This is a genomic window from Pedobacter sp. (assembly GCF_040513095.1).
Taxonomy (GTDB): Bacteria; Bacteroidota; Bacteroidia; order Sphingobacteriales; family Sphingobacteriaceae; genus Pedobacter.
The window spans coordinates 18,923-33,642 of sequence record NZ_JBEVDX010000044.1; the positions used below are offsets into that span (position 1 = coordinate 18,923).

Here is a 14,720-nt window from a genome sequence, read left to right on the forward strand (position 1 = left end):
AATATTATCCCTCTTACAGCAGTGTTACTGCTTTGGCGTACTGACTTAAATGCGGATGTTTAGGTTCGAGGTCTGTGATCACATAATTGATTGCATTCAAATTGCAGACCTTCATCTTGTGTATAGAATTGATTTTTTCGGCAATGCTCATGACTGCTGTTTTTTCGGCACAATTGATCATTGCCTTTTTGATCTGGATCACTTCCCAGTCGGAATCTGTGATACCGTCCTGTAATGAAATCCCGTTGGTTCCCATAAAACAAAGATCTGCTTTGATATCAGATAACTGGTTGATTACCTGTGCGCCTACGCAGATCTGCGAGTTTTTTGCCAGCTGGCCACCAATCAGGTGTACATCCAGGTTGGAATGTTCTGTGAGTTCCAGTGCCAGCAAGGGACTAACGGTAAATAAGGTACAGCTGAGATTTTCAGGAACCATTCTGGCCATTTCGATCATCGTTGTCCCGCCGCCTGTGAGGATAACCATTCCGTTCTGGATCAGTTTTAAGGCTTTCCTGGCAATCTCTTTCTTCGCGTCCCGGGCGTATACATCGTTCTGCTGAAAAGGGTAGTGAAATGATTTGGAGATGGCACCCCCATATACTTTGAGGATTTTTCCGGCTTCGGCCATTTCATTCAGGTCACGCCTGATAGTGTCCTCAGACACATCCAGTTGTCTGCTCAGATCAGCCGAAAGTACTTTGTTATGAATGTTTATCTGTTTGATGATATAGGCTTGTCTTTCGTCTTTTAACATTCAGCTGTAAAATTATAGATTCAAATATATCAAAAACCAGATCAGCCTGCTGCCTTCTGATATTTTTACATTCAGGTTTTAAAACATTCTTTACATTTAACTGTCCTTATAATTGCGCAAAGGCAGATGAGTTTAGAAGATGCGAATAAATATTGAATTATGCAAAAAAGAATAGTGATCATAGGCGGAGGCTTCGCCGGGATCAACCTTGCCCTCGAACTTGGAAAGAATAAATATTACGAGGTGACGCTTGTAGATAAAAACAATTATAACTTTTTCCCACCTCTGATCTATCAGGTAGCTACTGCTTACCTTGAGCCGTCCAGTATCAGTTATCCTATACGAAAGCTGTTCAGAAGCAAGGATAATCTGCATTTCAGGCTCGGGGAATTGCTGCAGGTATTGCCGGAATCAAAGCAGGTAATGCTTAGCAACGGCTCCCTGAATTATGATATGCTTGTTTTTGCCACCGGGGCAGAAACCAATTACTTTGGAATGGAAAACGTGAGGAAACATGCCATACCAATGAAAACGCTGAGTGATGCCATACAGATGCGAAACAGGCTCCTTACACATTTTGAAGAAGCTACTATCTCTAAAGACAGAGATGAAGTCAGGAAGATGCTGACTATAGTGATAGCTGGTGGCGGACCAACAGGGGTGGAGATCTCCGGGATGTTCGCAGAGATGCGCCACCGCATTATGCATAAAGATTATCCTGAATTAAAAAATACCGGTGCCCAGATTTACCTTGTGGATGGTGGTGCTGCATTGCTGAAACCCATGAGCAAGAAGTCGCAGCAGCATACCCTGGAGGAACTTACAGCGCTGGGCGTTAAAGTGATACTGAACAGCCATGTGAGTGATTTTGTAAATGACGAAGTAATATTTTCTGATGGTACAAAAATTGAAACCAAAAACCTGATATGGGCAGCCGGCGTAAGCGCTATGCGTTTTGAAGGAATACCTTTAACAAGTTACGGCCGCGGAAAAAGACTGATGGTCAATCCTTATCATCAGATAGAAGGCCTTACTGATGTATACGCGATCGGAGATACCTGTATCCAAAGTGGTGATGCGGCTTATCCTGAAGGCCATCCGCAAGTGGCACAGGTAGCTATCCAGCAGGGAAAGAACCTCGCTGCAAACTTTAAACGCCTTGCAGAAAACAAAGAGCAGCAAGCGTTCATCTACGGTGACAGAGGGAGTATGGCCATTATCGGAAGAAACCAGGCTGTGGTTGATCTGCCTAAACCAAAGATTCACCTCAAGGGCTTTATCGCCTGGTGTGCCTGGCTGTTTATCCACCTTTTGTCACTGATCTCTTACAGGAACAGGATCAATACTTTTTACCACTGGACTGTAGCTTATTTCTCAAGGGATCAGAGCCTCAGGATGATTATCAGGCCTGTGGATATGCCCAGTGTGGATGCAGAACCTGTAGCTGATATTAAAACCCATGACGACGGATTGGTAACTAATGCTTAGTTTTGTGGCCAAAATCAACAACTATGATCAGCCATAAAGAACTTTTTCTGCTCAATAATGCCCAAACTTCTACCAGTCCGAATATGCTGGAGGTGGAGCGGGCTGAGGGATTATACCTCTATGATCAGAGCGGAAAAGGTTATATGGATCTGGTATCCGGATTTGCGGTCAGCAATATCGGACACAGGCATCCTAGGGTGCTGGATGCAATCAGGGCACAGCTGGACAAATATTTACATCTTACTGTGTATGGGGAATTTGTACAGTCACCTATGGTGCTGTTTGCGCAAAAACTGATCAGTGTACTTCCTGAAAAACTCAATAATGTCTACTTTGTGAACTCAGGTGCCGAAGCAACAGAAGGCGCACTGAAACTTGCCAAACGGTATACCGGCAGATCGGGTATTATTGCCTGCCACCATGCCTATCACGGCAGCACCCATGGTGCATTGAGTGTGATGGGCAATGAGGAATTTAAACAGAAATACCGTCCGCTGCTGCCCGATGTAAGTTTCATCACCTTTGGAAAGGAAGAGGACCTTGCACTCATTACCACCGAAACGGCTTGTGTAATTATGGAAACCGTCCAGGGCGAAGCAGGGATAAGAATTGCCTCTGTTGATTACATGACCAAACTGCGCGCAAGATGTACGGAAACCGGCACCTTGCTGATCCTTGATGAAATCCAGGCGGCTTTTGGACGGACCGGCAAATTATTCGCCTTTGAGCATTACAATATCGTTCCTGATATCCTGTTGCTGGCCAAAGCTTTAGGTGGAGGTATGCCTATCGGAGCTTTTATTGCCAACCGGGATGTGATGGGTGTATTGAAGGAAAATCCTATCCTCGGCCATATCACCACTTTTGGCGGTCATCCCGTTTCGAGTGTTTCAGGTTTAGCCAGTTTGAATGTTATACTTGAGGAAGACCTCGTAAAAGACGTTAAAGCCAAAGGTGAACTATTCAAATCTCTACTTGTTCATCCACTGATAAGGGAAGTACGGGGCATTGGTCTGATGATGTGTATACAGCTGGACAGCTTTGAACAGGTCGAAAAGGTCAGTAAACTGTGTGCTGCTGATGGTGTAGTAATCGACTGGTTCCTGCACTGTGAAACCGCCCTACGCATAGCTCCGCCACTGATCATCAGCGAAGAGGAAATCAAAAAAGCCTGTCAAACGATACTTCAGGCTCTTGATTCCATCTCATACGTTTAAGACGCAAGCTGAAAATACACCTTATCAATCAGGTCGCCAATGTTAAAAGGTTTAGGCAGGAAGTCATTTGGCCCAAAATCCTGTTGCTGTGCATTTTCTGCGCCATGCTGACCTGAAATCAGGATAATAGGAATATGTTTCAGATCACTGTTTTCTTTGATCGACCTGCAGATCTCCCTGCCGTCAAAACCATCGAGTAGAACATCCATCAGAATCAGATCCGGTTTTTCCCTGCTGATCACGCTGATAGCGTCCTGGCCGCTTGAAAACGTCATTAAGTCCCAGTCTACAAAATCAAGTACTGATTCCAGCGCTGTTAAAATTTCCTGATCGTCATCAAAGATTACAATTTTCTTATTCATTATTTCCTGTTTTTTTATTTGCGGTTTTTATTACTAATACTATGCCAATACAGGAATAATCTGCGCTTTTCCTCAATGTAATCCGGAGGCCTTTGATTTTTGCTATCTTTAGCCAATAATCATCAGGCTCAACAAAATCATAAATGCAGGAAATCCGTTGGATACTTTTACTCGAAATCAGTTATACTATAGCAATTGTCCTAACCTGCCTGCGCATTATATATGATACACGTTCTACCACCAAAACGCTGGCTTATTTAATGCTGACTGTTTTTTTGCCTGTACTGGGAATTATTATCTACTTCAGCGTTGGTACCAACTACCGCAAACGGAAGCTTTACAGTAAAAAGATCATCAAAGATGAGCAGATGCAGCTGAGGGTACGCGAACAGATTTTCCTGGAGTCTAAAAAGATCTGGGATTCAGTACCCGAAGAAATACTTAAATATCAGAAACTTGCCCAACTGCTGCTCAATGATGGAATGAGCTATCTTACCGGTAACAATAAGGTGGAAATACTGCTGAATGGCGAACAGAAATTCCCTGAAGTATTGCGCTGTCTGCAGCAGGCAGAACATCATATCCATATTGAATACTATATTTTTGAAGATGATGAGATCGGGAATGCTATCAAAGATGTGCTGATAGAAAAAGCAAGGGCAGGTGTAAAAGTGCGTCTGATTTATGATGATTTCGGTAGCCGCAGTATCCGTAAAAAAGTGATTCCTGAATTGAAGGAAGCAGGAGTAGAGGCTTATCCTTTCTACAGGGTTTTGTTTATCGCCCTGGCTAACCGGCTCAATTACCGCAATCACCGAAAGATCATTGTGATTGACGGGTGCATTGGTTTTACCGGAGGCATAAATGTGAGCGACAGGTATATAAACAACAGAAGCAATACGGATCAGGTGTTCTGGCGGGATACCCATGTGAAGATTACCGGGACCGGGGCATTTTATCTGCAGTACCTTTTTATCTGCGACTGGAACTTTTGTGCTGATGAGACCCTGGCTCCTCAAACAAGCTTTTTTCATGAACTGAAAGAAAATGCCGGGGATGCTGTAGTTCAGATTGCCGCAAGCGGGCCGGATTCAGATAATCCAACAATCTTGTTTTCACTTATACAGGCTATAGGCATGGCTGAAGAGGAGATCCTGATTACTACGCCCTATTTTATTCCTGGTGAAAGCCTGCTTGATGCAATGGTTGTAGCAGCACTCAGCGGTGTAAAAGTAATCCTGCTTATTCCTGAAAAATCAGATTCCAGGATGGTAGCTGCTGCCGCCCGTTCTTATTATGCTGAATTATTGAATGCAGGTGTAGAAATTTACCAGTATCAAAAAGGCTTCATCCATTCAAAAACGATGGTTTCAGACCAGCAGCTTTCCGTTATTGGTACAGCGAACATGGACAACCGGAGTTTTGAACTGAATTTCGAAGTAAATGCAGTAATCTATGATAATCATACTGCAGAAGAGATGACAAGGATATTTTACCAGGATCTGAAGGAATCAAAAAAGATAAATGCAGCAGAATGGGAGAAAAGACCCCTGTATAAGCAGTTACCTGAAAAACTGGGCCGTCTGCTCTCGCCTTTATTATAATCAGCAGCATCACAAATCAGGATGCCGCTGATAATGAATTCGTTATTTAAAAGGATATTTGTTTCTTAGGTATTGTTCCACTTCTTCAGCCGAAGTAGTACCTGAGTTTTTCACGGCTGCCTGTAAAAGCTCCGGTGTAACACCAAATTTCCTAGACCAGTATTCTACATCATAGTATTCCTGCAGATTGATCCATCTTCTTTCAGTCAATCTCATTTCATCTCTCTCGTAATAGGTGTTTCTGAGCATAATCAATAAATATTAATTTGGTTTCTTGAATATTTGATAACAATACTTATGCCTAAATGTACCGGATCCTAATCCGTTTTACTATGCCTAATATATTATTTTTTTGTTAATATAAAAAATCACTTTGACCTTCTTAACAACACTAACTTAACATTGTTTTAACATTCGAAGTCGTCTTTTGCAGCAGGCAGAACTCATCAATTTTCTGCCGGTACTTGACAATGATATTGGTTTACCAAAAGATTTACGGCATATTTAGTCTCGCAGTTTTATTACTGCTCTGTACGCAAGGCGGAGCGTACGCAGCCGGGGATCCGTCTGCTGAACTTCAGCACACACTGGAATTGAGCAAAAGCTATCCTGACTCAGCTTTTCTGATCCTCAAAAGATTATATCATGACGCCCTGCTCAGTAATAATAAACGTACCATTGGCATCTGCCTGAAACAAATGGGGGAAATTTGTTATTCTCAGGGGCATTACTCCCAGGCACTGGAATACCACCAGCAGGCCAACAGGATCTTCAGCCAGCTCAATGAAAAGACGCTGCTCGCTGATAATTATAATGACCTGGGTATAATTTACTATCAGAATATGGACAGGAAGGCGTCCAGAAAACAGTATGACCAGGCCATGCGTTTGTATCAGACGCTGAACAACAAAATAGGATTGGGCGAAACATATGGAAATATCGGCCACCTATATGAGAAGCAGCAGCGTTATGACAGTGCTTTTTATTACCAGCGCAAGGCGTTAACAGCCTACAGTACTGCAGATCACAAAGGCGGAATGGCTAAAATCTATGAAAACCTGGGCAGTATTTTCGAAGATCTGGCACAGTATGATTCTGCCAGGGTATATTTTGACAAGTCGCTTGTATTGTATAAAACGGTGAATAACCAGGTCTCCAGTATAGAAGTAATCAATAATATAGGAGATATACTCCGCAAAACCGGCGACTATACCGCAGGACTGGTCTATTCCAGACAAGCCCTGCAAATGTCAGTCGAGACCAAAAATGAATACCAGCAGGCCTCTGCCTACCGGGATATTGCCAAGTCAATGAACCTGCTCGGGAAAAATGACAGTGCTTATCATTACATGGAGCTCAGCAGGAAGTATCTGCTGAATATCTACTCAGACCAGAATAACCGGCAAATGTCATTCCTCCAGATTATCTATGACACGGATAAGAAGAATGATGAGATCGCAAGACTGGAAAACGCGCATAAGCTCAACGTGATAATCAGTATTGCTGTTGTTGTAGTCGTGTTATTACTTGTACTGATGGGCTTACTGACTATCTCCAGGCAGCGGCTGAAACTGAGGGAAAATACTGCAATTGCAGACAAGAATAAACAAATCAATCTCGCACAGCAGGAACAGCTGGAACTGAAAAGCAGGGAACTTACTACGCATACCCTACAGGTGATCCAGCACAACCAGTTTCTCGAAAGCATGCGCAGTAAACTTGACGAAATGATCAGTGATGAAAAGCGTGACCAGAAAAAACAGCTTCAGCAGCTGGTCAGACAGATCAGCCAGAACATTAACCACGATCAGCAATGGAAAGATTTTACAATGGTTTTTGAGCAGCTGCATCAGTCGTTTTTTGATAGACTCAAGTCGTATTGCGATGACCTTACGGTAAATGACAGACGTTTGATCGCTTTATTGAAGATGAACATGAGCTCTAAAGATATGGCAGCAATATTTGGTATTTCGCAGGACAGTCTCAGGGTATCCAGATACAGACTCCGGAAGAAACTTAATGTGCCGGAAGGGGATAACCTCAGTTCATTTATCCAGACCATCTGATGCTTTTGCAGGGCTTAACAATTTGTTAATGTTACGCTAACTGAATGATAATGGCGGAACTGTTATACGTAAAGCCTTGTTAAACAAATTATTATAAAACGAATGTATACGCTGTACGCGCTTTGTATACAGTCCCGGTAACGGTGTTTACGTTTTGTATACGCCAGAAAATTGACAGTATATAGCTGGTCATGCACATTTGCAGCAGCGTAATTAAAAACAAGCTGCGCCAAAAAATTAATTAAAAAATGAAGCCAATTCTAAAAACTATTTTTTGCCTGTTCTTCAGTATTACTGTTGCAAAAGCCAGTAATATCAAAGGACATGTGTATGATCAGAAAACAGGAGAGCCAATGATAGGCGCTTCCGTAAAACTGGAAAATACCGACAGAGCAATACTGACTGGTCTGGACGGATCATTTGAGTTCAAGAAAGTTACTGCCGGTCCTGCCACCTTAAAGGTGTCATACATCAGCTACAAAACATTTTCCAAACAGATCACGATCCTGAATGAAGACAACCCGCAGATCAACATTTATTTGACAGAACAGGGCGGAAATGATTTAAATGAAATCTCCATTTCTGCGAAACACGATGGTGCTACAGAAATTACCGCCAGAAGGCTGGAGCAAAAATCCATGCAGGTAATGAACGTTGTTTCGGGCCGTGCGATGGAGATCTCTCCCGACCTGACGGTTGCAAATGCTATTCAGCGTGTGTCAGGCGTTTCTGTAGAAAGAAGCAACAATGGAGACGGACAGTATGCTATCCTTCGGGGTATGGATAAACGGTACAACTATACACTGGTTAACGGTATTAAGATCCCGAGTCCTGATAATAAGTTCAGGTATGTACCTCTGGATATCTTCCCGGTAGAATTGCTGGAAAGACTGGAAATCTACAAATCACTTACGCCAAATATGGAAGGTGATGCTGTTGGTGGTGTGGTTAATATGGTCATGAAAGATGCACCATCAAAAATGCAGATCAATGCAAATTTAGCTTCTGGTTACAGCCAGATGTTTTTCGACCGCAAATTCCTTGGTTTCGATGCCAGTTCCATGAATTCCAAATCCCCTTATGAAAGCAATGGCAGAAGTTACAATGCTAAAACTTCTGATTTTTCTACGGGAGTGCTGGATTACAAAGCGAAACAACCTGCGCCAAATCTTGTTGGCGGACTATCTATAGGTCAGCGCTTTTTGAAAAACAAGCTGGGTATACTCGTAGCTGGAAGTTATCAGAATACCTACAGGGGTACAAATAGTACTTTCTTTAACTCATCAGTTGTGGACGACGATAAAATATCGAGAATTACATCTATGGACTACAGACAGTACAGCGAGCAGCAAAAACGTTACGGTGTACATGGAAAGGTGGATTTTGTTCTGGATAAAAACAATAAATTCTCCTGGGTAAACTCTTATGTAAATCTGCAGAATATACAAACACGTGATGTCCTGACTACAAACTTCTCCAATGCTGACTACAATGCAGCGGCCGGAAACGCTCAGATTACATATAATACACGCTCAAGATTAACTGAGCAGCAGATCTATAACAGTACGCTGCAGGGTGAACACAAGATCATTCCGGGTAAATTGAAAGTAGACTGGTCTGCAGTTTTCTCCTCTGCAAAAAACGATGTTCCTGACGAAAGCTCAGTAAGCCTGAATGGTTTACGTACCAATTTCGCCGAAACCAGGACTACAGCGTCGTCACTGACCCACCGCTGGTCGCGCAATACAGATGAAGATAAAGCGGGTTATCTGAACCTTACCTATACAGCTGATATTGCCGGTACTAAAGTTGATTTCACAGGTGGAGGATTGTACCGTGACAAACAAAGAAGCAGTTTCTATAACAACTATACATTTAAGCCAACCGTTCCTGCTTCATTATATGGTGTTGCTTTTAATAACTATACTGATATCGTATGGGATGTGCAGAATCCGCAGGGTGCGGTTGCTAACCCGCTGACCTATAATGCATCCGAAAAAACTACCGCCGGTTATGGAATGTTTAATTTCAAAGTAAACAAACTTGAAGTAATTGGTGGCGCCAGGGTAGAGCATACTGACCAGGGCTACAACCTTTTGTTTAGCCAGGGTGAATCAAGACCGGTAGGTAGCCAGGTTTATACAGACTTTCTGCCAAGTTTAAACCTGAAATACGGACTTAATGACAAAATGAACCTGCGTGCAAGTTATTTCCGCTCGTTAAACAGACCTGGTTTTTATGAAATTGTTCCCGGAAATGTGGTCACAGAAGAATACCGCGAACGTGGTAATCCTGATCTGAAACGTGCAATTGCCGACAACTACGATGTTCGTTACGAGCTTTTTCCAAATAGCTCAGATCAGCTGCTGGTAGGCGCGTTCTTCAAAAATATTAAAGATCCGATTGAGTATACCCTCCAGGCAGATGCAACAAGGGGACAAGATGTTTATTATACGCCCGGTAACTTTGGTAATGCAAAAAACTATGGTCTGGAGATGGATTACATCAAGTTTTTCAACAAGTTCGGCTTCAAAGCAAATTATACTTATACGCACTCAAGAATCACAACATCCAAATCCAAAAGGATCAGAAATGCGGTTTCTGGTGATGTAGAAACCATCAATGCAGATCAGACAAGACCATTGTATGGTCAGGCTGCTCATATCGGAAACTTATCACTGTTATATAAAGACAGCAAAAACGGATGGGATGCACAACTGGCGGGTTCCTACACAGGTGACAGGATCAATACTGTATCTCAGTTTGTAGATAACGACGTTTGGCAAAAAGGATTTGTGCAGATGGATGCCTCAGTAGAGAAGAAATTTAAAAATAACCTGAGCATTTTTATTAAAGCAGGAAACTTGCTGAATACGCCTACAACATTATTTATCAAAGGTACAAATACAGAAAATACAGGATTGCCTCAGCAGGACCTGGGCAGCAATGAAACACTGATCAGAAAAGATTTTTACGAACAGACCTATTTATTAGGCCTACGCTACAAATTATAATTTAAGCAAAAATACAACGCTATGAAAATTAAAGCATTATTACTTCTTGCAGCCATGACTGCGGCAGTATTCACAAGCTGTGAAAAAGCAAATGTTGATGTAGATACATCGCCTACACAAACCAATACCAGCGGGGTATCAGGGGAAGTTTCCGGAATCTGGTCTAAAGGAAGTGTGATCCGCGTAACGGGTGACATCATTATTCCGGTAAATAAGTCTCTCACTATAGAAGAAGGCGTACTGGTAATCATGGATACGCTGGCAAGGCCGGAGATCATTGTGAATGGTAACTTATATTCAATGGGAACTGCTGCCAGCCCTGTTAAAATTACCATCGAAGAGAATTACAGGAACGAAAAGCACACCTTCGGAAAAATGTGGGGAGGTATCCTTGCCTCAAAAACATGTACAGAATTGTTACTGGATAATACTATCCTGGAATACGGCGGTGCTACTACTACAGAGGCTTCTACTTCAGTAAAATTAGGTTTGTATAAAGCTGTGAGTGGTGAGAATACACCAGCAATCTGGTTCTCTAATGTAAATGGTAAGCTGGTAGTTGCAAACAGTACATTCAGGCATTTCCAGGATGACTGTACCTACATCGAAGGCGGTCATATCATTTTTACAGGAAACAGGTTTTATAACACCGGTCTGGTAGGTGGCGAAGGGATCAATATCAAATCAGGATGTCTGGCAGATCTTTCTTATAACTTATTCTATTCAAATAATACAAATGCATTTAAATTGTCTAACACAGGCGACCGTACTCCACAGGCGCATGTTGTAGTGTATAACAATACCATGCTGAACACCGGATGGAGAAGGCCAACTGCCAAAGGTGGTTCCGTTTGGCTGGAAGCAACTGTTTACGCAGAGTTATATAATAACCTGTTTGCAAATACCCGTTTTGGAATTAAAAAAGATACCAAAGCGCCACAGGATGCAAGATCAAAATTTAGCAACAATCTGTATTATGGATATGCACAGGCTACTGTAACACAGTTTCAACCTGCAACTGATATCGTTGGAGGAACAAACGATGTGATCAGCACTGTAGTTGGCGCTAATGACCCTAAATTTGTAAATTATCCCTTAAGCACTTCTACAGCAACCTACACGTTCAGCGACAGCTGGGATTTCCACCTGGCAAGCGGATCTGCTGCCCTTGGTAAAGGAACCAGGACCTTCACACGCAATTTCCCTGATGGTATCACCATCAACAATATTGTTTACGCTTCCCCGGAGCCTTCCTCTTATATAGGAGCTTTCGGAACCAACTAAAACCATCACATGTTTAAGCATAAATCAATTTTATATCTTTCCATCCCAGTACTGTTGTCTTCCTGCAGTCAGCATATATCTCCGGCAGTTTCAACCGCGGTAACAGAAAATGCAGTAGCCATCAAGCCCGCTGTGATTACTGAAAAAGTTGGCTTTGACTCAGACGATCCTGCCATATGGGTAAATCCGCAGGATGCCTCGAAAAGCCTTGTGATCGGTACAGATAAGTCTGTAACTGGTGCATTATATGTATTTGACCTGCAGGGAAAGATCCGGCAGGACCTGGTAGTGAAGGGACTGAAAAGACCAAACAACGTTGATATCGCCTATGGCCTTAAAATCAACGGGAAATCAACAGACATCGCCATAACCACAGAACGTTTCACCCATAAACTCCGTATCTATTCATTACCTGATATGCAAGCAATAGACGGGGGTGGGATTCCTGTATTCGAAGGAGAAACAGGTGCAGAATACCGGGATCTGATGGGGGTATCAATTTATACTTCCAGGTCCGGTAAAATGTACGTGATTGCAGGCCGTAAAACAGGTCCTGCAGATGGTTCTTACCTTTGGCAGTACCTGCTGTCGGACAATGGGGCGGGACAGGTTAAAGCAGAACTGGTGCGCAAATTTGGCAGGTATAGTGGTAAAAAGGAAATTGAATCTATTGCGGTAGACAATGAACTGGGGTATATTTACTATTCTGACGAACAGTACGGTGTGCGCCAATACTACGCTGATCCGGAAAAAGGCAATGAGCAGCTTGCTGAATTCGGTACAACCGGATTCCAGGAAGATCATGAAGGAATATCAATTTATAAAACATCTTCGCGTAAAGGTTATATCTTAGTATCTGATCAGGGAGCCAACCGATTTCAGATCTTTAGCAGGGAAGGAAGCGGTAAAAACCCGTTTAACCACCAGCTGCTGAAAATTGTTAAGCTGAGTGCAGGGCATAGTGATGGATCTGATGTGGTGAATGTGCCCCTGAATGCAACTTTCAAACATGGCCTCTTTGTGGTGATGAGTGATGACAGAACATTTCACTTTTACCGCTGGGAAGATATTGCCGGAACTGATTTAAAAGTAAAATAAGATATAATGATCAAGAAATCTTTACACCTGTTTTTTTCTGTTGCATTGCTCTTTTCGCAGGCAGCCTTTTCACAGGACAAAAAAGAGCCTGGTGCAGCTACTGAGCCTGTAAGGTTAATTCGCGGACCGTATTTACAGGTTGCAAGCAGCACCGGTATACAGATTCGCTGGAGAACTGATGTGTCCTCGCGGAGCAAGGTGCGTTATGGAACTGCTCCAGGCAAACTGGATCAATCGGTTGAAGATATCAAACTCCTCACCGAGCATAAAGTAAACCTGGCCGGCTTAAAGCCTTTAACAAAATATTATTACAGTATCGGCGGTTTAAAGGATACACTACAGGGAGATGAGAACAACTCCTTTACAACACTGCCTCAGCCGGGAGAAGCCGGACACTACCGTATTGCAGCCCTGGGCGACTGTGGTGATAACTCTATCAACCAGCGTCACGTTAAAGAACAACTCCTGAAATATCTGGGCCCGAATGAACTGAATGCCTGGATTCTTCTAGGAGATAACGCCTATCAGGACGGTACAGACTCAGAATTCCAGAGCAAGTTCTTTAATATTTACAAAAACGATCTGCTAAAGAAATACCCTGTATTTCCTTCTCCGGGGAATCACGATTACCATGATACTGACCTCAGTGCCAAACATGCACAGGAAACTCATGAAACAGCTTATTATCAGAATTTCTCGATGCCGACAGAAGGAGAATCGGGCGGGGTACCTTCACATACGCAGGCCTTTTATTCTTTTGATATTGGAAATATCCATTTTCTTTCACTGGATTCTTATGGTAAGGAACAAAATGCTTACCGTCTGTATGATACCATTGGCCCTCAGGTGCAATGGATTAAGAGAGATCTGGCAGCGAACAAAAACAAAGGTTGGGTGATAGCTTTCTGGCATCATCCTCCCTATACGATGGGATCACACAATTCAGATGAGGAAGAAGAACTGGTGAAGATCAGGGAGAACTTTATTCAGATCATTGAGCGTGCCGGGGTGGATGTGGTCTTAAACGGCCACAGTCATGGTTATGAACGCAGCAGATTGATGATGGGACATTATGGTATGGAAAAGACCTTTGATGCGAAAAAATATAACCTGAGTTCTTCTTCAGGAAAAAACGATGGCAGTAAAGACTCTAAGCCATATACCAAGAGCCTGAAGAAAGACAAAGGAACAGTTTATGTATTGAGCGGCTCTGCTGGCAAACTGGGAGGTAAGCAGGCTTCTTATCCGCATGATGCGATGTATTTCTCGGATGCAGACCATGGCGGTTCATGCGTGCTGGATGTACAGGATAATAAGCTTGAGCTGAAATGGATCTGTGCAGATGGTGTGATCCGCGACCAGTTTACCATGATGAAGGAGCTGAATAAAAATGTTTCGAAACCGGACTAAAATATTTATTGCTGGCATTTTATGGCTAACCTGCCTCTGCATTGTTCTGGGTTTAAAAACAGAGAACAGCAGTATAGGGCTGGCAAATGCCATCATAGCTTTTAAAATTAATAATGCTGCGTTTGCCAGCTCCTCAGAAGATTTACAAACAGCGGTATCCTTGTTGGCAGATAAGGATACCGCTGCTGTTTTACAGGCCCGGCTTGCATTGAAAAAAAGCCGTTTGGCCTATAAAAGCATTGAGTTCTTTATGGATTATTTTTTTGAAAGTTCTTCGCTGATTTACAACCGGCCGGCAAAAGTTGAGGTGGATGAGCCGTACATGGAATATCAGGAGCCTTCGGGTTTCCAGGTCATGGAGGTGTTACTTTTCAGTGATGACCCTTATTCGCACAGGAAAGAGCTGATGGAACAGGCAGA

Annotated in this window: 12 protein-coding genes; 9 read left to right on the top strand and 3 right to left on the bottom strand. The window is 42.8% G+C overall.

What is annotated here, in order from left to right; genetic code table 11:
* Positions 1-13: 13 nt before the first annotated feature.
* Positions 14-757 carry a DeoR/GlpR family DNA-binding transcription regulator gene (locus ABWY16_RS06500; protein WP_353903840.1) on the bottom strand — a complete coding sequence of 248 codons (744 nt, stop codon included), beginning with the start codon at positions 755-757 and terminating at the stop codon, positions 14-16.
* Between the two features lie 159 nt (positions 758-916).
* On the opposite strand from ABWY16_RS06500, the gene ABWY16_RS06505 reads away from it, so the two are divergent.
* On the top strand, positions 917-2,245 hold the full coding sequence (locus ABWY16_RS06505) for an NAD(P)/FAD-dependent oxidoreductase (protein ID WP_353903841.1): 1,329 nt from the start codon (positions 917-919) through the stop codon (positions 2,243-2,245).
* A gap of 23 nt (positions 2,246-2,268) precedes the next feature.
* Entirely contained in the window at positions 2,269-3,462 is a 1,194-nt protein-coding gene (locus tag ABWY16_RS06510; protein ID WP_353903842.1) for an aspartate aminotransferase family protein, read from the top strand.
* Here the strand turns inward: ABWY16_RS06510 and ABWY16_RS06515 are convergent.
* On the bottom strand, positions 3,459-3,824 hold the full coding sequence (locus ABWY16_RS06515; protein WP_353903843.1) for a response regulator: 366 nt from the start codon (positions 3,822-3,824) through the stop codon (positions 3,459-3,461). The two genes, ABWY16_RS06510 and ABWY16_RS06515, sit on opposite strands and share 4 nt — an antisense overlap.
* A 143-nt stretch (positions 3,825-3,967) precedes the next feature.
* On the opposite strand from ABWY16_RS06515, the gene cls reads away from it, so the two are divergent.
* Positions 3,968-5,428, top strand: a complete 1,461-nt coding sequence (gene cls / locus ABWY16_RS06520; RefSeq protein ID WP_353903844.1) for a cardiolipin synthase — start codon at positions 3,968-3,970, stop codon at positions 5,426-5,428.
* Positions 5,429-5,470: 42 nt separating this feature from the next.
* Here cls and ABWY16_RS06525 read toward each other — a convergent pair whose 3' ends face one another.
* Entirely contained in the window at positions 5,471-5,677 is a 207-nt protein-coding gene (locus tag ABWY16_RS06525) for a DUF3606 domain-containing protein (protein ID WP_353903845.1), read from the bottom strand.
* Positions 5,678-5,898: 221 nt separating this feature from the next.
* On the opposite strand from ABWY16_RS06525, the gene ABWY16_RS06530 reads away from it, so the two are divergent.
* The 6 genes from ABWY16_RS06530 to ABWY16_RS06555 form a co-directional block, all read left to right on the top strand.
* Positions 5,899-7,494, top strand: a complete 1,596-nt coding sequence (locus ABWY16_RS06530) for a tetratricopeptide repeat protein (protein WP_353903846.1) — start codon at positions 5,899-5,901, stop codon at positions 7,492-7,494.
* Positions 7,495-7,742: 248 nt separating this feature from the next.
* Positions 7,743-10,508: a TonB-dependent receptor gene (locus ABWY16_RS06535; protein ID WP_353903847.1), complete on the top strand. Its 2,766-nt coding sequence runs from the start codon at positions 7,743-7,745 to the stop codon at positions 10,506-10,508.
* A gap of 21 nt (positions 10,509-10,529) precedes the next feature.
* The gene (locus ABWY16_RS06540; RefSeq protein ID WP_353903848.1) at positions 10,530-11,792 is read left to right on the top strand and encodes a right-handed parallel beta-helix repeat-containing protein; all 1,263 of its coding nucleotides are present in this window, start codon (positions 10,530-10,532) and stop codon (positions 11,790-11,792) included.
* A 9-nt stretch (positions 11,793-11,801) separates the two neighbouring features.
* Positions 11,802-12,890: a phytase gene (locus tag ABWY16_RS06545; RefSeq protein ID WP_353903849.1), complete on the top strand. Its 1,089-nt coding sequence runs from the start codon at positions 11,802-11,804 to the stop codon at positions 12,888-12,890.
* A gap of 6 nt (positions 12,891-12,896) precedes the next feature.
* Entirely contained in the window at positions 12,897-14,300 is a 1,404-nt protein-coding gene (locus tag ABWY16_RS06550; RefSeq protein WP_353903850.1) for a purple acid phosphatase family protein, read from the top strand.
* Positions 14,281-14,720: hypothetical protein (locus ABWY16_RS06555; protein ID WP_353903851.1), on the top strand; the 440-nt coding region annotated here is incomplete at its 3' end. The genes ABWY16_RS06550 and ABWY16_RS06555, both read left to right, overlap by 20 nt.